Origin of the sequence: Photobacterium chitinilyticum, from assembly GCF_004104355.1 — a bacterium.
Taxonomy (GTDB): Bacteria; Pseudomonadota; Gammaproteobacteria; order Enterobacterales; family Vibrionaceae; genus Photobacterium; species Photobacterium chitinilyticum.
The window spans coordinates 228,256-246,918 of the sequence record NZ_RJLM01000006.1; the positions used below are offsets into that span (position 1 = coordinate 228,256).

Genomic DNA, 18,663 nt, shown 5'->3' on the forward strand with positions numbered 1-18,663 from the left:
CACGATTTCTTATATTCGATATTTATTGATCACGTCGTTACTGAGCTCGATACCGAGCCCTGGTGTATCTGGTACAGGCACATAGCCTTGCGAAAAGGGCAGTCTGTTGCTGACAAGATCAGTAAATAAAGGACTGCAGCTTTGGGAGTACTCCATAAGCGTGCCGTGCTCGCAGGCAGCTAAAAAGTGGACTGATGCCGCGAGCAAGATGCCGGTACTGAAGCCATGGGGGATGAGCTGGGTACCGTGTAACTGGGCAAGATCGTAAATCTTCTTCATTTCAGTGATACCACCGCAGCGGGTGATATCAGGCTGGACGATGTCGACTTCGGACTGTTCTAGGAAGGACTTAAATTCATAGCGGGTCGTGAGTGATTCACCGCCTGCTAGGTTGGGTTGGATCTGGCGTGACAGCTTGGAGTAGCCGATCATGTCATCTGCCAGTACGGGCTCTTCGACCCAGTTCAGGTTAAATGGCTCCAGGCGCTTGCACATTTGGGCGGCGTGGCCGGTGGTACGCCACTTGGAGGCCAGATCGATCTGAACTTCTATTTCGTCGCCAACGGCCTCGCGCACGTGGCGGACAATTTGGTAGTCAGTATCAGGATCATCGCCGAATACGCCGCCACCGAACTTGATACTGGTGAAACCCTGCCGAACAAGATTCTTGGCAATATCGCGGTTCTTCTCCGGCTGACTGTCAGGAATAAAGGTGCCGTAGGCGCGGATTTGATCGCGGTATTTCCCGCCCAGCAGCGTATGAACCGGCACGCCATAAAACTGGCCTGCAATGTCCCATAGGGCAATATCGATAGCACTGATGGCATGGATCCCAGCACCGCGGCGTCCCATATAGTTGGACGCCCAGTACATCTTGTTCCACAGCCGCTCGATCTCTAACGGGTTCTCGCCAATGAGTAGCTCACGTAACCCGTAGCAATATAGGTTGGAGTGTGGTGTCTCGATGCAGGCCTTGACCACGGCAGGAGAGCTGTCTGCTTCTCCAATCCCGATAACACCTGCATCGGTATGGACTTTGACTATTACTGCATCTTCGCCCCATTCGCAGGGCTGATCAGGCTCAGGTACTCTTAAGCAAATAACTTCTATATCTGTAATACGCACTGCCCAGTCCTTAATTATTGTGGTTCGATACAAATGAGTTTTTCTAAACGCTGATCTTTTTGGTACAGCGTGCAATAGGCAAAACCGATATCTTCGATGGCGGTTGCTTCACCCTGAACGACTTTTTCCAGTGTGCAGAGGATCCGATCGGCGCTGGAATGGATGCTGTCGGTACCGTTCATGATCCCGCTGACATCAACATCAATGTCTTCGGTAATTTGGGCCGCGTTACCGCTGACTCTGATCACCGGCACGATAGGGTTGTTGAACCCGGCACCGCCAGTGGTCCATAGGATCACCTGAGCACCCAGCGAGGCGAAGTGCATACCTGAGCCGCCGCAAAGATGCGTCGTTTCGGACAGGTACATGCCCGGCTCTTTTGGGCGTTCGGTCATTTTTGCGTTGATCCTGAGTACATCCTGGATCGGACGGGTACCGGTTTTATGCAGCGCCCCAAGTGCTTTCTCTTCCAGCGTGGTAAGGCCGCCGACACTGTTGCCGATACTCATGGTCTCGACATTGGTGCCTTCGATGTGCCAGCGTTTTTCCTCTTCGTTGATGAGGCGATCAATCTTGTCTGCAATTTTTGGGGTGACAGCGCGTTTGCGCAGGATATCTTCGCAGCCCACAAGCTCGATAAGTTCACCGGCAATACAGGTGGCACCGGTATCTACCAGCAAATCAGCAACACGTCCTACCGAAGGGTTTGAGGCGATACCGGAGCTGGTATCGGATCCGCCACATTTTATGCCCACTACCAGTTCGTTAAGCGGGATTGGCTCTGGCTGAATTTGGTTTGCATATGTCGTTAGTTCTTTTGCCAGCTCAGTGCCCATTTTGATGGTGCTGCGCGTTCCGCGTGACTTGATAATCGACAGTGTCTGTACCGGTTTACCCGCGCTGCGGATAGGCTCGGCCAAAATAGCCGGATCGATACTTCCGCATCCCATGTTCAACAGCAAAGCGCCGGCAACATTGGGATTCAGAGCTGCGCCTACCATAGTGCCAACAAGTTCTTCATTTCCGCCGTACATGCAGGTGTTGTAATTGGTAACAACGACAGTACCGGGTACTTTTTGGCTAATGGCTCGGGCTATGCCCTCCGCACACTCATCAATCGCCAGGATGAGAACATGATTTCGGATCCCCGCGCGGCCGTCGGGACGACGAAAGCCTGAGAAAAACTGCATTCGCTACTCCTCGATCTGCATTTGTTCAATGATTTGCTTGATGATGGGTTCAGGGATATCAACCCGGGTACTGCGTACGTTTTGTACGTGTACCAGCTCACCGACTGGAATTGCTTTGATGGCGATGCCAATGGCATAGCCAGCCTTGTGAATCGCTTCTTGCGCCGAAATCACGTCTATCGCGACTTTATTGCCGAATGTGATGGCTTGTTTGCAGATGACGGTGCCTTGCGCCCGGTTAGCATCATCAATGATTTCAACTTGCTGCCCCTTTTCAATGTCAGCGAGCAAGGTCGCCACGTTGTCTGTTGGAGAAAGCAATATTGCCTTGTTCAAAGGTGCGTCCATAAATCCTCATAGATTGTTGATTGTCGGACAATCGACAGTTGGCAATGTTAATGAGTAATTCCGAAATAAATGCGACGCAAATCACTTTTTGTTTTATTTATTCATTTTTTGTATGATTGTCGGACAATCGTCACGTTTTATTGATTATGCGAATTGTTGAGTAATCCGGTAGAATTAAGGCAACTGCGGTATTCCGCTATCTGTAGATGTATGGAAAGATAATGAAAATCGTAAAACAGAGCTTAGAGGAACAAGCCGCAGGCTATTTGCGTGAATTGATCCTCAGTGGAAAATACGGAATGGGTGAAAAGCTGGTGGAGAGTTCGCTGGCGAAAGATTTGGAGCTATCACGCAGTACGGTGCGGATGGCACTTAATACTTTGGCTCATGAAGGCTTGGTGATCCAGAAGCCCTATGTCGGCTGGCAGGTAATTAATATTACTGAAAATGACCTGTGGGAGCTGTACCATTTGCGTGTTGCTCTGGAAACACGTTCTGCCTGGTTAGCTGCTGAGCATATAACCGAAGAGGGTAAAATCCGGCTGCGAGATTTGATGGATTATTATCTGCAAGTTGGCCGCAGTGAGGGTGTGACTTGCATACAAATCAGTAAGCTTGAACTGGAGTTGCACACGTTAATTATCGAGTTAAGTGGCAACATGCGTCTGCATCAGATCTACCGTAATGTCGCTAACCAAATGCTTATTTACTTTAACATCGATCACGCAAGTTATGATCCTGAGGAAAGTGCTTTGAGTCATGTGCCTCTGGTGGATGCTATCTGCGCTGGTGAAAGTGTTAAAGCATTAAAACTGGCTGAAGAGAATATTACCGTTTATTCAGTGATCGGCCATAAATACAGAGAACAGCATTTGAAGAGTTATTCCGAGCAGCAAGACGAGTCTTGAATCTACGACCTTTAAAAATCAGGCTGCCGAAGGCGAAGGTGATAGCAATCAACCTTCGCTTTTTCATTTCAGAGGCTTAGCTTATGGTTCATGGCGATGAACTTGTAAGCAAAGCATATTCGCGAAATTAGTTTTCAATAATATCGTAGCCCCCGAAATTCCTACGTCTAGTCCCAATAATCTAAAAAAACACCCTTCAAAACAAGCGCATTATTACTTATACTCCTGCCTCATGAACGGTGTTCGAAATGATGCCGATATAAAACTATGTGGTAAGGTTTATTTAAATGCTGAAGCTGAATATGTCAGTTCTATTTCTTTTTGCAGGCTCGGTGCATGCAATGCCAGTGCAAGAAACAGACGCAATGGCATTTCCCAAGGATATAAGCTGCAACATTGGTTCTTCAATTGGCGAAACAGAAGGGCGTAGTTTGTTGCCGGATGTATTGGCCCGCGTCGGTAGCATTTGGCAACCGGGAGACTTCCAATTTATTGCTCAGGTTGATGGGGTGGGCAGCCACCATTTAGTTTTCAATTTGCATCACAATAACATTCCGGTGGAAAAGCAGGAGCTGATCTTATCAATCGATAACAACTGTCAGCTATTTCGGTATCAGTATCGAGTCGTGGATTACAAGCCTAAAGAAGATGCCGGTAATAACAGCAAAATAAAGAGTATCGATGAAGCCATTACTTCGCTTAAAACGATTGTGGCTAACCCCGATGAACCATTAACACGTTCTATCCAAGCTCAAGCCAACAGGCTACGGTTGCTCAACAAAGCGGATCACAGTCAGTTACCTGCAAGCTATGTTGCCGATGAAATAACGGGTTCTCCGTTATACCGTATTTCTTCAAACAAGGTGTTGATACTTGGTTATCAGCTTAATTTGCCTTCTCGAAACCCTGATGGATTGTTAGAACTCTGGTGGAATAGCCAGCGCTCTAGCCCGTCTGCTTTACCACGCTTTCCTTATGCAAAGCGCAGCGATAAACAAAGTATCCCGGCATTATCTCCTTGGCAGTGGCAAGGTTACGGTCAGCATCCTCAACGAACGCTTGGTACTGATTATGTGGTGAATTTCTGGGAGGTGTGGCCGCCTATCTCTCAGAGTTTATCGATTAATACCGCTGACAAACTGCAGACGGCAAATCTTGTTTTTCTCGATAGTTTGGATTTTTCGTGGGACTTTGAAGATCGTACCTTCGCTGAACTGTGGAATAATTCCGACAGTGATGCGGATTCTGCTGCAGAGAAAAAGCGAAAACTGACGAGTATTCTTACCAATGTCGCCTATGCGGACAAAGGGATTGGCTACGCTGCCAATACATTAGGTTATGGGCATTTGCTGCCAAGCAAACCGAACTTGGTGTTGTCAACGACTGCGAGTGGTGGAAGCAGTATTTACAAACCGGCATTCGATATTATTCAGATTGTTGATAATAGTTGCAATGCTTCTCTTTATGATCCCGGCGCCACCCTTCATGAACAGGGGCATTCTGTTTTTGTTCGATTACTGGGTTTGTCGCGTTCCAATCCGGTTAACACGGCCATGAATGAAGGGTTTGCCGACTACTGGGCCGCTGGGTTCTTGCGCCAGGATCCTAAATGGAATGGCAGCCTTAGTGACTTTAGAAGCGGGGCATGCGGCAAAACGAGTGCTGATCGACAGCTTCGCACTCAGCTCTATGATTATTTCGACGGTATGGAGGCGAAAATTTCCTCTTCCCATGGTGGTATAACGGGGCCGGAAGGGAAGGTCTTCTTTGAACCTATGCTAGCCCAGCCTTTATTGGCTGCCATGGAAGATTTGATTAAATTACACGGTGAGGAAAAAGGCAGAAAACTGGCTGATCACATTGTGCTGGAAACCTTTGCCGGTCTTTCTGTCGATGCATCGTACCGAGAACTTTCGCTGGCACTGTTAGTAAATGCACGTCGGTTTGATCCTAGTTTGAAAGCTGAAGCTATTTATCGTTTGCGCCTTACTAACTCCAATTTATTGCCACGTCAGGTTGAGCCGGAATCACGGGTCGCTATCGCCACTATAATGCCTGCGGAAACATCGGTTACGCTGGTTAACCATGATAGTGCCAATAAGGCAGAACGTGTCACGGTGGCTTTGCCGAATCAGGTCGAACAAAATATTGAACTGGCCGCAAGCGAAAAGCGCGCCCTGACACTGCCATCACCGCAACTAACCTGTGGTGAAGTAAGCTCTCACCGCTTACGGTTCGTCATTGGCAAGACAATAAGCTGGTACAAGATAAGGCTTATCCCTTCACATTAGTTGGTGGTCAGCAATCTGGTATACAGTCTTTTGAAAAAGAGAATAATGTCTGGTCACTAACTCTCAGCAAGCCGCTGGCCTGGAAGAGCGATAATGTTCGTCATGTGCTGCGCCTGAAAGGTGACAGCCAATCCAATCTGATCCCGAAACTGATCAATAGTGACACGACCATCGATTTGGCTTCAATGGCTCGTACCGGCGGAAGTTTGTGGTTGAGCGCAGATAGCAATACAGTGCTGGCCAGCGGTAAATGGCAATTGACAGCCAAGTCGGATTATACCAGTGCAGAGTTGGTCACACTTGAATGTGTTCCTGCCTTCACTATTGATGGCCCGGCATCGGCGTCTGAAAAGTCGACGCTGACATTCAAGGCGATGCTGAATGGTTCGCCTATTACTGTGCAATGGCAGGTTATCGGTGAGGATAGCGCATCTAATAGTGAGACGTTCAGTTTAGCGGTACCGGATCTTGCGCAATCTAAGCGCTATGAGATTGAAGCGGTGTATACGCTGAATGGCGAGAAGCGCACTGTACGTCATGCGGTAGATGTCGATGCTGTTAATCACCCAGCAACATTTGAGATAAGTGCACCGACTGAAGTATCAGAGGGGCAGAGTGTCGCCTTTGCTATGGACAAGTTATCGGATCCGGACAGCGCAGGTTTTGTGCAGGCAGATTGGTATATTGGTGACGATTGGATCGGGCAAGGCCAGTCTATCCAATGGCAGGCTCCGACATCAGACACAGACCGTACATTAGTGCTGTCGTTAAAAGTCCGGGACAGTCGTCAGCCAGTTGAGACTGCTGTTAGTAAGTCGATGTCTATCGCACTTAAACATGTCAATGTTGCACCGACTATTTCCTTGAATGCTCCGGTTGAAGTTCAGGCTGGCAAACTGCTAGAGGTTTCCGCTCTGGTGAGCGACAAGGAAACAGCAGCGGATAAGTTGACTGTGAGCTGGAAGATTTCTGGAATTGCTTCGCTGACTTTGCCTGCGGGTAAGCAATTATCATGGACTGTACCTGCATCGGTCACGGTAAGTGCGTTGACTGTTACTGCTGAAGTCAGTGATGGTGAGGCGACAGCGACTGTGAGTCGGGTGATTAACCTAAAACCGGCAAATAAAGCGCCGGTATTAAGCCTGACCGGTCCGATAAATACCCAAGCCGGTCAATCGGTAGAGGTTAGTGCAAACTGGACTGACGAGACGCCTGAAAAGGTTAAACTCAGCTGGCAGGTTAATAGGGTGAAGGTTCCTTTCGAACAGCTCAGTAACGAGAAAATTCGGTTGAACATTCCCAAGAATCAGGGGGCGGGCTCGGTACAAGTTCAGGTGACAGCAGATGATAGTGAGGCTTCAGCCGTTGAAACACATCGTGTTTCTTGGGGGGCTTATGTCAACCAAGTACCAACTGTTGCTATTGCAGGTCCGGCAAAGGCGAATATCGGCGATAGTATTACCCTGACAGCCGATGCGCAGGATCCTGACCGTTGGCCTGCGGCGCTTCAGTTCACCTGGCAGCAGGTTTCTGGCGAGCGTGTTGTGTTGAAAGCGAATGGTTCAAGCCTGCAATTTTCTGTGCCTGCAAGTGCATCTGAGAGTGTTTTGGTGTTTGAACTTGATACGTTCGATGGTGAGACCCATACCAAGAAACAGTGGCGAATCGATGTTGCCAAGTATGTTATTCCAAATCCGGTTATTACATTGAAAAATGATGTAGCTGGTACATACAAGCTCAATGAGCTCAGCGAGTTAGTGTTGGATGCCTCTACATCAAGAGGGGCAGGATCTGAAGATCTCATCTTCAAGTGGAAGCAAGTGAGTGGCCCAGTGTTGTCTGATCTTCCGCTACAGGGGGAACAGATTAAGGTTATGTTACCTGAAGTGGGCTCATTGGCGGATATAGAGCTTGAACTAACAGTCAGCCAAGGAAGCCGAGTCAGTCGTAAGATTATTCGTGTGGCTGTAAGCGATCTCGGTCCAGCTCCAAGAGAAGCCAAGATTGAGCCGAAGGCTGCTGGCTCGAATTTGGTACTAGATGCTGAAAGTGTAGTAGAGCTGGCAGACGGTATCGATTACCAATTTAACTGGGAACAGGTTAAAGGTACGAAAGTGGCTATCGCCAACCCTAATGTAAGAGTCTTGAATGTTGAGCTTCCATCGTCTGCCAACGAGGAAGAACTTGGCTTTTCATTGGCGATCACCACTCCGGGCAAAGGTGTACGGCATTATCCTGTCAGCCTGAAAGTGGCAGCTGCACCTGAATCTAAACCTGAATCAACGACGGCAACAAAACCGCAGACTCCGTCATCAACATCACCATCAGATGGTGGCAGCGGTGGTTCGTTTGGTCTTTGGGGGCTGTTGGCATTGCTTGGAACGATGTTGCTAAGAGGTCGGGGAAGTAACCACAGACGCTAAATTGACGCTTTCTTTGAAAGAACAGAAACAGCATAGGTGAAGGCCTATGCTGTTTATACGTCAGACTCGACTATTCTAGAAAACTTTCTACTTCTTTTTAACGCAGGAAATAGGATGGTGAAACAGCACAGTGCCAAAATAACTTCAGTTGAAATGGAAAACATAAATGGCCCTTTACTGCCTTGCATTTGCCAAAATAAACCACCAACCAAAGGCCCGGAGATCGCCCCAAAGTTACTAATAAAACCTTGGAGTCCAAAAGCACTACCTTTGCTCTCACCCGCAACTTCGCTTATTAATTTAGCCAGTACAAGCCCTGATGACATAATGATGCTTGCATCTATGATGAATAGTACGCTGATGTGCCATAGCGATGTCGACTGCAACATTAGCCATGTCGTAAAGGCTCCAGTTAAACCAGCAACAGTGAGATATATAGCGGCATTCATTTTGTCAGCATAGTAGCCAAGTTTTGGAGCAAGTAGCATCGAAATAATCCCTCCAGGAATGTAGGCCATAGAGAGTTCGACTATGCTTGTTATCTTTAGGTGCTCTAGCAAATAGACTTCAAGAAAAGGTGCTACCAGTGACCCGGATAGTTGGCCAACAAAAATCATCGTAAACAGGAAAACAGTAATAGTAGAGAGAATGATTTTGTCAGGCTGTATGTTGCGAGGCATAGCTTCTTGATTGGCAAGAACGGAAATAGCTTTAAAACTTATCATTCCTGCCACAGCTGATGCGACGGCAAACACAATAAGGGATAGGTATGTAATGATGGATGGCAACGAGAAGTATTCTGCTACGGCTATTAAAGAGAATGCAAAGCAAGAGCCCCACATAATTCCAATGCCAGCTTGTTTAGACGCAACGCCTAAAGCTTCGGCTCTATTTTTGTAAGCACTAAGCTGGGCAAAACAGGTTCTCCATACCAACCAGAATAGGCCAGATCCAAATCCCAATGTAAATGTCGCGACAACCATTAAAACATAACTCGATGAAAGAATGGCTGAATACAAGAGAACGTATGCAAGCATCTTGATGGTGCATCCAAGACGAATTAGCTTAGCTCTGGTGCTCCAGCTATTGACCTTACGAGAAAAAATCAATGCGCTGCAGCCAGTTCCAACCGCTTGAAGTGAAAATAATATTCCCATTTGCCAGCCGTTGGCTTCGAAGTTCTGGTGAGCGATAATCGGAATTAGAAAATTGATAAAAAAAACACCTAATGAATCCAGCCTGATTGGTACTAATAGTGGTGTGAGTTTTATGGGGAAAGATGATTTCACATAATGTCCTTATTATAAAATTGCTAACGTTATCAAATCAGTAATGACGCTAAGATTCATTGGAACGTAGGAATACCTCACTAATTTGAAGATGATACGCAATTTATAATATAAAACTACGTTCGCGATAATTGATAATTTGTGGTCACTCGCAAAGGTCAAAATAATATTATTACAAAGCCAAATGATTAAGTCTCCGAAATAATAGCGAGCAAATTGTAGGTGCAGAGTTAGTGGGCTGTTTTATAGATATTGAAGTGGTGTAGTACCTGTTTGTTGTTTGAAAAAGCTGATAAATGCGCTATCGCTAGAAAACGCTAATCGATAAGCGACGTCGTTGACCTGTAATCCTTCAGATAATAACTCAATTGATTTCAACAGCCGCCATTGCTGCCGCCACGCTTGATAGGTCATCCCTGTTTCTTTGCTAAATATACGGCTAATGGTTTTGCTACTTGCTCCAATAGACAAGCTTAATTGGTTTAGGGGCGGGGCAATGTAGTCTGGAGCATTAAGTTGTATCAGCCAGTGTTGTAAGCGCCGATCAGCGGGTAGGGGGAGTTGCAGTAATTCTTCTTTGGCAACGTTCAGTTCTTCGAGAAACAAAGCTGTGGTGTTCATTTGTTCGGCTGTTGGTTTATCCCACTCCCAGAAAGCCATTCTCTCGACCAGTGCTTTTAACAGTGAATTCACCTCTATGATTTTTAACTCTGAAGGTAGTGATGCATTCAGTGATTGGTCAAAGTAGAGAGAGCGATATTCGATGACATTCGTCATGCGGGCGTAGTGTGGTGTATTGGCTGGGATCCATGCGGCGCGTGTTGGAGGCAAGACACATCTTATACCGTTGAGCGAAATGCTCATACAACCTTTGGGTGCATAAAGCAGTTGTCCTTTTTGGTGTTGATGCATACCCGAATCATGATTGCCAACGCGCGTAGCGATGCCAATGACCGAGTTTTTCAGTTCATCGACATTGAATACGGTATGTTCATTGAATGCGGCCATTGTCCTGATCTTGATGTTTTATGTTTTAATTGTGTTATTTGACCATAAGATGATTTCGTAAACTAGCCATCTTTTCCAAGATAAGAGATTTGCTCGAAAGATAAGAGCTTCTCTTGAAAATAAGAGGTTTATGAAATGAAAGCAAAACCATCGTTAGGTTTAATGGTCGTGCTGATAATGTTTCCGCAAATTGTCGAGACCATTTACAGTCCTGTGTTGCCGCATATTGCGGCTCAATTCGTTGTCAGCATTAAAGCCGCAAGCCAAACTTTGTCGATTTACTTTCTAGCCTTTGCTCTGGGAGTTATTGTTTGGGGTGTAGTTGCGGACAGGATAGGGCGGCGAAAGACGATGTTGCTCGGGCTGTCTATTTATGCAGCCAGTGCAGCGGGTGCCGTATTGGCCCCAAACTTTGAAGCGCTTATGTTTGCGCGAGGAGTGAGTGCTTTTGGGATCGCGGTTGGATCCGTTGTCACGCAAACCATGTTGCGCGACAGCTATGACGGTACAGCGCTAAGCAAAGTATTCTCGTACATGGGGATGGGGATTTCCATCAGCCCGGTGGTAGGCATGATGTCGGGTGGTTTCTTGGCTGATTGGGGCGGGCACTCTTATGTTTTTTTTACTCTGAGTGGTTTGGCTTTGGTGTTGTTGATCGTCAGCATTTTAAAGCTACCGGAGACAATGCCAGCGAATACCCAGGCGTCGGCATTATCTGATTTGTTTCAGCAAATGATTCGAGACCGCGGGATTTGGCGTAATGCGTTATTGGTTGCCGCCTTTAATATCTTACTGTTCTCCTACTATCTGCAAGGTCCTTTTTTGTTCGAGCAGCTGGGCTACAGTTCAATACAGTTTGGTCGAAGTGGTGTTGTTCTTGCGATTGGTACATTTGCGGGCAGCCTGTTAAACAAACGACTGGTACAGCATGGTTTCACCCATCCAAAGCTCCTGGCTCTTGCAAGTATTCTTGGCCTGTTCGGTGCGGTTGGTGTTCTGCTATTACAGGGTTCACTTTGGTTCTTGATCCCGATGGTACTTGTTGTGATGGGCTTTGGTATTGGTATTCCTAATGTTCTTAGTCAGGCGCTGGTTAATTATCGCTCTCAGGCTGGAAGCGCGGGTGCTGTTCTTGGATTGCTGTACTACCTGATGATTGGTGGTGGCCTTGCAATTGCCGGAGCAGTGCAAAACTTAGGAGTAGTATTGGTGGTTTGTGCAGTTGTTGCCCTGGTGACTGTGGCAGTGAGTGTGAGAGCCGGGGCAAAGCCATAATAGCTGAACAGCCTGTTGAAATTGATTTCAACAGGCTGAATGTATGGCAAATCGACGTTATTCGTTGTAATGATATCGTGAGATTTGAAGAATCACTTATTAGAAAGCTGAGAGCAGGAAAAATATGCTCATACTAATAACGGCTGTGAGTAAGACATTCTTTAGCTTCCAGGCCAATAATACTGCTACAAGGGCTGCAACCAAATAGGGATTGTGCCAAGAGAGTGCAAGTTCACCTTTTGGTAAAAATACAATAGGCGCCCAAATGGCAGTGAGTACCGCGGGGCTAGAGTAGCTAAGTAGTTTTTGCGCCTGCGCATTGAGTCGCAACGGAAGTTTTGGCTCCAGAAACAAATAGCGACTGGAGAATACGAGTAAGGTCATTGCCAGAATGGTAAGCCAGATCATGCGTCTTCTCCCTTGTTTATTGGGGCTGTAGCTTTATTAGGATCGGCATTGCCAAAGTATTTGTCATAGCTGTAACCGGCGACCATTGCAGCAAGGCTTGCCAGCATTAGGCCGCCTTCTACGTTATAGGCCTGCATGACAACAGAAAGAATCATGGCGACAACCACCGAGACTAGCACCGATGCATTTTTGACTGTTGGCACGACAAGGGCAATGAACGTGGCCGCAATGGCAAAATCTAATCCAAGAGTGTCCAGATTGGGAATGAACTTGCCTGCTACAATGCCTGCAAGCGTAGCTAGGTTCCAGCAAATATAGAACCACAGGCCAGCTCCCAGAGCATACCAACGGTTAAATTTTTTGGGAGATTGATGACCACAAAGTGCGAATAGCTCGTCGGTGAGCAAAAAGCCCAAGCCAATCCGCCATTTCAGCGGTAGTGTGCTGATCTTGTCGCGCATAGTGATGCTGTATAGCAAGTGACGTGAGGTAATGAACAGGGTGGTCATCAAAATTGTCGCCAAGCCTGCACCTACTTTTAATAGGCCTGTTGCAACGAGCTGAGCCGATCCTGCAAATACAATTGCCGACAGTGCCTGACTTTGGAATGGGTCAAGACCGATATCAATCGCGAAAGATCCTGCCAACAAGCCCCATGGGATCACTGCAACACAGAGCGGACTGACTGCTAGCGCTCCTTGCTTGAACAGAGAACGCTTTTCCTGTGATGTCTGTTGCTGGTTACTGGTATCTGTTATGTCGGTTGTAATGGATGTTTGCATCGTGTGTTTCTTCATTATTATCAGTGATACTTTTCACTTTAAGAATTAACCACGATACAAACTTGTACGTTATTGCTCAATAGCGGAAGATATTCCGGCACGAAGCCCAGTATCAACGTGCAACTTGCTTGGCAAACTGGCCGGGGGTGATTCCCATTGCTTTTTTGAAATGACGATGAAGGTGGCTTTGATCGTGAAATCCTGCCTCTTGAGCCGCGTCCGAAACGGTGTGCCCTTGTCTGATTAACTTCTTTGCTAGCCGTAAGCGAGTCTGAATTTGGTAGGCGTGCGGCGGAAATCCGTATTCTTTCTGAAATGCCCTTACTAGATGGTAAGGGCTGAATGAGGCAAGGCTAGCCAGTTCCTGCAACGAGATATCGGCGCTTGGAAAGTCATCAAGAAACTCTTTGACCAGCTTAAGCTGTCGTTGCGCTTTTGATATGTCTTGGGGAGTGGCTGGTCTCTTGCCATGCTTACACATAAGCCTGGTGAGCACACCGTAGAGCAGCGTCTCCCTGAGCAGGCGGTTGGTTGATTTCTCTAGCGTTTCAAATACTAGCCTCAACTGGTTGGCGAGTTCGGGATCGTACACAACCGGCGAAGGGAAGTATGGTGCACCATTGCTTGATAGGCCGGAAGCTAATTCATGGCTAATGGTTTCAAATTGATCGGGAAGGGGATACATTGCCTTATAGGACCAGCCGCCCTCGGTGGCTGAGTGGCCGCTGTGTACCTCATCGGCATTAACCAGAATGATACTGCCTTGCGGAGCTACATGGTTGCCGCCCGTGCGGTAAAATTGCTGCGCTCCATTTTCGATAACTCCGATCGTGTAGCCTTCGTGGCTGTGGCGCGAAAAATTCTGGTGGTGGTAGTCGGCATCAAGCAGATCAATACCGCCCAGTTCACCGGCAATGCTAAAGGTAGCTCGCTCTTTCGTAGGCGACTGCTTCTTCTTTGAATCCATTTTGTTTGCTTTCTCCATCGCCTGATACTCTTTGTCTTCATTTGTGAGTATAACGAAGTGATGCCCGAAGCGTTTGTACAAAATTGCCTTTTGACAAGCGACAAGAATATGGATGACTAAATGCTTATTTGTGATCGCGAACCCTAATTTATTGCGTTTAAGCATAGTTAGCAGAGTTTTAACTCGGTGGCTTTAGGGCTAGAATGTGCCTTCTTTTCGCCCATAACGTGGGCTGTCTTCCTTAGAATGAAAAAGGCGATAGTATGATCGAACGTCTGGAAACCAAGCAACGCATGAGCCGTATTGTTAAGCACAACGGTACTATTTATCTTTGTGGTCAAGTGTGTGCTGATGCGACGCAAGGCATCAAAGAGCAAACAGCAACCATGTTGGATAAAGTAGAAGCCTTGCTTGAACAGGCAGGTAGTGACAAAAAGCATATGCTCTCAGCTACCATCTACATTAAAGATATGAAAGACTTCGCTGAAATGAATGATGTGTGGGACAACTGGGTACCTGAAGGCCACGCACCTGCTCGCGCATGTGTTGAAGCGAGTATGGCTCGTGAAGCTTTGTTGGTTGAAATCTCTGTGGTTGCTGCAGAGAAATAAGCACCTACGTTATTGGTGCTTGTAAAGGTGAGCAGGTCTGATTCTCAGGCCTGTTTTATTCATTGTATTAGCAGGCAAATTCTCTCACCTGGTGATCCCTCACTGAAATTGCTTACCTTCCTTTATTCTTACACTTTTCAACCCGCTACTCTCTGGTGCTAAGCAATTTTGTCAGCAGTTCATTGAGTTGATGCTGTTCTTGTTCCGTAAGCACTGAAATAGCTTCTTGCTCATGGTTATGTAGCTTTTGAATGATTTCATCAATCAGTACTTTGCCGCGCTCTGTCAGTTTGACTAATTTACTGCGCTTGTCTTCTGGATTGTCAATGCGCTCAATGAGCCCCAATGTAGTGATACGACTCAGAACTTTTGTTAAGCCACCTGAGCTAAACAGCATTGAACGGTAGAGCTCGGTAGGGGTCAAGCAACAAGCCTTACCTTGGCGGCGAAGTGCTGCCAGCACGCCGAAATCTGCGCGTTGAAGATCATATTTGTCGAGAATAGTGATTAAATCCTGTTGATGATAATCGTGGATACGATGTATCCGAAGGACCGCGGGAGAACATTTTTCGGCAGACAGCGGCCAGTTTTCTTCAATTTTATTCAAGATGTTAGCGACAGTTTCTTGTTTGATCATCATCTTTTCCTCCTGATCACCATTTAAATATATCTTGCTAGAAAGATAATTGCTAGCTAGTATCTTTCTAGAAAGATAAATAAGAGGTTTTCATGAATAAAAAAATGTCGACATCGTTGATAATGTTGCTTGCTGCCGTTTTTGCAATGTCTCCCTTTGCAATCGACAGCTACTTGCCTGCTATTCCTGCAATGGCGGCCGACTTGAATATCGAAACGTCAATGGTGTCAGTGACAGTCAGTATTTATGTGCTTGGTATGGCTATTGGCCAGTTATTTGGCGGGCCGCTTTCAGATCGGTTTGGTCGTAGACCGATAATGGTTGCAGGGCTGCTGATATTTTCGGTCGGTAGCTTATTGATTGCCAGTGCCGAGTCTATGGAAATGTTATGGAGCTGGCGTGTTATACAGTCTATTGGCGGTGGGGTTGCGGTAGTCGGTGTGCCTGCGACAATTCGTGATAATGCCGAAGGCAAAGAAGCAGCCCGGTTATTTTCACTGGTTGCGCTGATCATGATGTTGGCGCCTTCTATAGCCCCAACCGTCGGAACGATTGTGTTAAAAACACTGGGCTGGCCTTCGATCTTTATCATATTAAGTGTTGTTGCTGTTGTTGTCGCCGTTGGAGCTGCAGTCGTTATGCCTAAAGCCGAAAAGGTGACTAAGCAGAAAAAATCTGGCGGCTATATCTCGGTTATCAAAGAGCGCCGTGCACTTGGTTACCTGCTCGCACAAGCATTTGGCTATGCTGTACTGATGACCTTTATTACCAACGCACCATTTGCCTATATCGAACACTTCGAAGTAACGGTTGAGCTTTTCTCCGGATTATTCATAGTCAATGTTGTCGGTATTGTTATTGTTAACCGTGCCAATAGTTTGCTGCTGCGTGTCTATGAGCCGGCAATCCTGCTGAAAGCGTTTCTTGGTATGCAATTGATTGGCGGAGTTACGCTCGTTGGTTCGATGATTATTGCTCCTGAAAACCTTTGGTTTGCAGTTGTTGGTTTTGTGATTTCCATTGCAGCCAATGGCGGTATTATGTCCAACTCCAGCGCCTGTTTTATGCGATTTTTTGCCAACAGCGCTGGTGTGGCATCAGCATTACTCGGTGCCGTTCAGTATGGTGTTGGGGCGGCAGTCAGTGCGCTAGCGGCGATGCTTAGTGTTGATACGCTTTGGCCAATGATTTTAGCAATGTTAGTTTCGACCTTGATTGCGCTGACTGGGGCATTTGTGAGTTCCCGATCTGAGTTGGAGAGTCAACAAGACGCCCGTTCGACTGAAATAGAGCACCAGGCAAAGTAAATAGCAGGGTAATGTGCAGAGCAAGGTGCGAGGTGATAGTGACGTGGTAACAAAAAAACATTCTCTTTGTTAAAGCATTCTTAATTGCTGACATGACTATTCTTAATAGCGTACGAATCTAATCTCAGTACAAGTTTATGACCGAGCTAAGACTGTCAGCGGAGACAGAGTATGTCAGAAGAGAACATGCCGAATGTTCAGGCTGAACCCGGTGAGCGAATAGCCCCCAAAGCAGGAAAGCCTAAACGGGTTAAAAAAGAACGAGTAGATAAAGCAAAGAAGGATAGGCCCCCGGCAGATAAGGTTAAGAAGTTGACCGTTATGGTATTGCTGGCTTGTATTGGCCTATTCGTGTTTTATGTATTGGCCGATCGCTATATTCCATCAACTGACATGGCAAGAGTTAGAGGATATGTGATTCCTGTTACGCCTTTGGTTTCCGGCCGTGTTGTTGATGTGATGGTTGAACCAAACGATGTTGTACAGCCCGGCGATCCCTTGATTCGAATTGACCCGGCAGATTACCAGTTGGCGGTTCAGGAAGCAGAGCAAGGATTGGTGAAGGCTGGGCAGGGTGTCGGAGTGCAAACTGCATCAGTCGCCTCAGCTCAAGCCAAGTTATCTGATGCGTTGGCAAATCAGGCACATGTTCGCACTCAGGCGTCGCGAATACTGGCAATGACAAAAAAAGGCATAGTGCCAAAGGCCGAAGCTGATAAAACACGGGCGGCATTAGCGAGCGCCAAAGCTCAAGTAGCAACGGCGCAGGCCAATCTTGAGCAGGCTAAAACGCAGCTTGGTTCGACGGGTAAGGAAAATAGCGCCGTAAAATCGGCATTGCTTCAGTTACAAAAAGCGCAGATAGATCTTGAGCGAACAGTATTAAGGGCTCCGGCCATCGGTGGGGTATCCAATTTTAGGCTGAATGAAGGTTTCTATGCCCAGTCCGGCCAGCCGTTACTGACCTTTGTTTCTGGCGAAGATGTCTGGATCGATGCCTATTTTCGTGAAAATAGTATAGGCAATATGATTGTCGGAGATGAAGTCGAAATTGTTCTCGATTTTGCACCTGGCCGAGTATTTAAAGGTAAAGTTGCCAGTATCGACTGGGGAATTAGCTGGGGGCAGAGTGAACAGGCTGGTCAGTTGGCATCGGTGACGCCGCAAACAGGGTGGCTGCGGCAAACACAGCGTTTTCCTGTAGCAATACGCTTTGATGATGATACCGCCCGAGGTTTTCGTCGGGTTGGAGGCCAGGCTGATGTGATTGTATATACCCAAGACAGTTCTATCTTGAATATGTTTGGCCGGGTATGGATCCGAGTTATGAGCTGGCTATCGTATGTCAGGTGATACGTATGTCAGATGAAACCAAGGTTATTAGCCCGATCGAGCTGCGGCGTTACCACCGTCGGGTGCTCCGGTATACATTGGGTATTGTGATTGCGTGCGGGTTGGCATTTGGTATTGGTTGGGGACTTTCCTTTATCTTTCCCGTATTTCTAGCTAAATTCTTGGTCGACTATCCGGTTTCGAGCCGTGAAAGGTTTCAACAATTACTGCTTGCGATGGTGCTGACTGTGCTCATAGGGTTAAGTGTCAGTATGGGCGTAACTCATTATCCCGTGATTTTGTTGTTGCTTGTTGGCCTCTTAATGCTATATGCCTATTATTTGTTTCTTGATCCTCGTTGGAACTTCTTTGCCACGATACTGATAATTGCCGTGATGTTATTGCCGTATCTGGGGATCATCCATTCTGGATTGGCAATATATGTTGGTTCTGGCCTGATTTTCTCTGGTGCCTTGGCTGTGATTGGCTTCGTTTTCCTTCATTGGCTGCTTCCGGAAGATAAACAAAAGGATGAATTTTGTACTGAGGTGACACCAATGTCGTTGACTCGCCAACAACGGATAGAAGACGCGTTAAAAGCACTCATTGTTGTCTATGAAGTGGTCAAGTAAAACTGGCCACGGTTTTATGGGTGAGCCAGAAGCGGCGCTCTGACTCGTTCGGTGTTAGCCCACCATTGTATTGATGTGGCCTGACTTGGCTGTAGTATCCGGTAATGTAATTGATTATCGAGGCCTTGCC

Annotated in this window: 17 protein-coding genes and 1 pseudogene; 8 read left to right on the forward strand and 10 right to left on the reverse strand. The window is 46.9% G+C overall.

What is annotated here, in order from left to right:
* Positions 1–9 precede the first annotated feature (9 nt).
* Genes EDI28_RS16325 through EDI28_RS16335 form a run of 3 tightly spaced genes read right to left on the reverse strand, consistent with a single transcriptional unit; the run spans position 10 to position 2,663 of the window.
* Positions 10–1,125 carry a mandelate racemase/muconate lactonizing enzyme family protein gene (locus EDI28_RS16325; RefSeq protein WP_128784945.1) on the reverse strand — a complete coding sequence of 372 codons (1,116 nt, stop codon included), beginning with the start codon at positions 1,123–1,125 and terminating at the stop codon, positions 10–12.
* Between the two features lie 14 nt (positions 1,126–1,139).
* Positions 1,140–2,315: a UxaA family hydrolase gene (locus EDI28_RS16330; RefSeq protein ID WP_128784946.1), complete on the reverse strand. Its 1,176-nt coding sequence runs from the start codon at positions 2,313–2,315 to the stop codon at positions 1,140–1,142.
* Between the two features lie 3 nt (positions 2,316–2,318).
* Positions 2,319–2,663 carry a UxaA family hydrolase gene (locus EDI28_RS16335; RefSeq protein WP_128784947.1) on the reverse strand — a complete coding sequence of 115 codons (345 nt, stop codon included), beginning with the start codon at positions 2,661–2,663 and terminating at the stop codon, positions 2,319–2,321.
* 221 nt (positions 2,664–2,884) lie between these two features.
* Between EDI28_RS16335 and EDI28_RS16340 the strand changes: the two genes are divergently transcribed.
* The 3 genes from EDI28_RS16340 to EDI28_RS16350 all read left to right on the forward strand — a co-directional run bounded on the left by EDI28_RS16340 (position 2,885) and on the right by EDI28_RS16350 (position 8,285).
* Positions 2,885–3,571 carry a GntR family transcriptional regulator gene (locus EDI28_RS16340; RefSeq protein WP_128784948.1) on the forward strand — a complete coding sequence of 229 codons (687 nt, stop codon included), beginning with the start codon at positions 2,885–2,887 and terminating at the stop codon, positions 3,569–3,571.
* 287 nt (positions 3,572–3,858) lie between these two features.
* A complete protein-coding gene (locus EDI28_RS16345) occupies positions 3,859–5,862 on the forward strand; it encodes a hypothetical protein (protein ID WP_128784949.1) in 2,004 nt (667 codons plus the stop codon).
* 104 nt (positions 5,863–5,966) lie between these two features.
* Complete coding sequence (locus EDI28_RS16350; RefSeq protein ID WP_128784950.1) at positions 5,967–8,285, forward strand: hypothetical protein; 2,319 nt, start codon at positions 5,967–5,969, stop codon at positions 8,283–8,285.
* 53 nt (positions 8,286–8,338) lie between these two features.
* Here the strand turns inward: EDI28_RS16350 and EDI28_RS16355 are convergent, their stop codons facing one another.
* Both EDI28_RS16355 and EDI28_RS16360 read right to left on the reverse strand, forming a co-directional pair.
* Positions 8,339–9,574, reverse strand: coding sequence for an MFS transporter (locus EDI28_RS16355; protein ID WP_128784951.1), 1,236 nt, complete (start codon positions 9,572–9,574; stop codon positions 8,339–8,341).
* A 243-nt stretch (positions 9,575–9,817) separates the two neighbouring features.
* Positions 9,818–10,582, reverse strand: coding sequence for an AraC family transcriptional regulator (locus EDI28_RS16360; RefSeq protein ID WP_128784952.1), 765 nt, complete (start codon positions 10,580–10,582; stop codon positions 9,818–9,820).
* Between the two features lie 135 nt (positions 10,583–10,717).
* Here EDI28_RS16360 and EDI28_RS16365 point away from each other — a divergent pair, with 135 nt between their 5' ends.
* On the forward strand, positions 10,718–11,857 hold the full coding sequence (locus EDI28_RS16365) for a multidrug effflux MFS transporter (RefSeq protein WP_128784953.1): 1,140 nt from the start codon (positions 10,718–10,720) through the stop codon (positions 11,855–11,857).
* 99 nt (positions 11,858–11,956) lie between these two features.
* Here the strand turns inward: EDI28_RS16365 and EDI28_RS16370 are convergent, their stop codons facing one another.
* From EDI28_RS16370 to EDI28_RS16380, 3 genes are all read right to left on the reverse strand, one after another.
* On the reverse strand, positions 11,957–12,265 hold the full coding sequence (locus EDI28_RS16370; protein ID WP_128784954.1) for an AzlD domain-containing protein: 309 nt from the start codon (positions 12,263–12,265) through the stop codon (positions 11,957–11,959).
* Entirely contained in the window at positions 12,262–13,047 is a 786-nt protein-coding gene (locus EDI28_RS16375) for an AzlC family ABC transporter permease (protein WP_128784955.1), read from the reverse strand. Before EDI28_RS16375 ends, EDI28_RS16370 begins: the two co-directional genes overlap by 4 nt.
* 112 nt (positions 13,048–13,159) lie before the next feature.
* Positions 13,160–14,014 (reverse strand): AraC family transcriptional regulator, encoded by an 855-nt coding sequence (locus tag EDI28_RS16380; protein ID WP_128784979.1) that lies wholly within the window; start codon positions 14,012–14,014, stop codon positions 13,160–13,162.
* A 263-nt stretch (positions 14,015–14,277) separates the two neighbouring features.
* Between EDI28_RS16380 and EDI28_RS16385 the strand changes: the two genes are divergently transcribed.
* Complete coding sequence (locus EDI28_RS16385) at positions 14,278–14,625, forward strand: RidA family protein (RefSeq protein ID WP_128784956.1); 348 nt, start codon at positions 14,278–14,280, stop codon at positions 14,623–14,625.
* 145 nt (positions 14,626–14,770) lie between these two features.
* Here the strand turns inward: EDI28_RS16385 and EDI28_RS16390 are convergent, their stop codons facing one another.
* Complete coding sequence (locus tag EDI28_RS16390; RefSeq protein ID WP_233353419.1) at positions 14,771–15,265, reverse strand: MarR family winged helix-turn-helix transcriptional regulator; 495 nt, start codon at positions 15,263–15,265, stop codon at positions 14,771–14,773.
* An 89-nt stretch (positions 15,266–15,354) separates the two neighbouring features.
* Between EDI28_RS16390 and EDI28_RS16395 the strand changes: the two genes are divergently transcribed.
* The 3 genes from EDI28_RS16395 (at position 15,355) to EDI28_RS16405 (ending at position 18,533) form a co-directional block, all read left to right on the forward strand.
* On the forward strand, positions 15,355–16,569 hold the full coding sequence (locus tag EDI28_RS16395) for a multidrug effflux MFS transporter (RefSeq protein WP_128784957.1): 1,215 nt from the start codon (positions 15,355–15,357) through the stop codon (positions 16,567–16,569).
* Between the two features lie 171 nt (positions 16,570–16,740).
* A complete protein-coding gene (locus EDI28_RS16400) occupies positions 16,741–17,922 on the forward strand; it encodes an HlyD family secretion protein (RefSeq protein ID WP_128784958.1) in 1,182 nt (393 codons plus the stop codon).
* Positions 17,923–17,927: 5 nt separating this feature from the next.
* Positions 17,928–18,533, forward strand: coding sequence for a DUF2955 domain-containing protein (locus EDI28_RS16405; RefSeq protein WP_233353421.1), 606 nt, complete (start codon positions 17,928–17,930; stop codon positions 18,531–18,533).
* On the opposite strand, the pseudogene EDI28_RS16410 reads toward EDI28_RS16405, so the two are convergent.
* A pseudogene (locus EDI28_RS16410) lies at positions 18,526–18,663 on the reverse strand (IS3 family transposase); the annotation flags it as partial. The gene EDI28_RS16405 and the pseudogene EDI28_RS16410 overlap by 8 nt on opposite strands.

What these genes read in the sequence shown, in the direction of transcription:
- EDI28_RS16380 (WP_128784979.1), bottom strand. Translation starts at nt 14,014, where the DNA reads ATGGATTCAAAGAAGAAGCAGTCGCCTACGAAAGAGCGAGCTACCTTT.
- EDI28_RS16400 (WP_128784958.1), top strand. Translation starts at nt 16,741, where the DNA reads ATGTCAGAAGAGAACATGCCGAATGTTCAGGCTGAACCCGGTGAGCGA.
- EDI28_RS16370 (WP_128784954.1), bottom strand. Translation starts at nt 12,265, where the DNA reads ATGATCTGGCTTACCATTCTGGCAATGACCTTACTCGTATTCTCCAGT.
- EDI28_RS16345 (WP_128784949.1), top strand. Translation starts at nt 3,859, where the DNA reads ATGCTGAAGCTGAATATGTCAGTTCTATTTCTTTTTGCAGGCTCGGTG.
- EDI28_RS16365 (WP_128784953.1), top strand. Translation starts at nt 10,718, where the DNA reads ATGAAAGCAAAACCATCGTTAGGTTTAATGGTCGTGCTGATAATGTTT.
- EDI28_RS16330 (WP_128784946.1), bottom strand. Translation starts at nt 2,315, where the DNA reads ATGCAGTTTTTCTCAGGCTTTCGTCGTCCCGACGGCCGCGCGGGGATC.
- EDI28_RS16340 (WP_128784948.1), top strand. Translation starts at nt 2,885, where the DNA reads ATGAAAATCGTAAAACAGAGCTTAGAGGAACAAGCCGCAGGCTATTTG.
- EDI28_RS16335 (WP_128784947.1), bottom strand. Translation starts at nt 2,663, where the DNA reads ATGGACGCACCTTTGAACAAGGCAATATTGCTTTCTCCAACAGACAAC.
- EDI28_RS16395 (WP_128784957.1), top strand. Translation starts at nt 15,355, where the DNA reads ATGAATAAAAAAATGTCGACATCGTTGATAATGTTGCTTGCTGCCGTT.
- EDI28_RS16405 (WP_233353421.1), top strand. Translation starts at nt 17,928, where the DNA reads ATGTCAGATGAAACCAAGGTTATTAGCCCGATCGAGCTGCGGCGTTAC.
- EDI28_RS16360 (WP_128784952.1), bottom strand. Translation starts at nt 10,582, where the DNA reads ATGGCCGCATTCAATGAACATACCGTATTCAATGTCGATGAACTGAAA.
- EDI28_RS16390 (WP_233353419.1), bottom strand. Translation starts at nt 15,265, where the DNA reads ATGATGATCAAACAAGAAACTGTCGCTAACATCTTGAATAAAATTGAA.
- EDI28_RS16385 (WP_128784956.1), top strand. Translation starts at nt 14,278, where the DNA reads ATGATCGAACGTCTGGAAACCAAGCAACGCATGAGCCGTATTGTTAAG.
- EDI28_RS16375 (WP_128784955.1), bottom strand. Translation starts at nt 13,047, where the DNA reads ATGCAAACATCCATTACAACCGACATAACAGATACCAGTAACCAGCAA.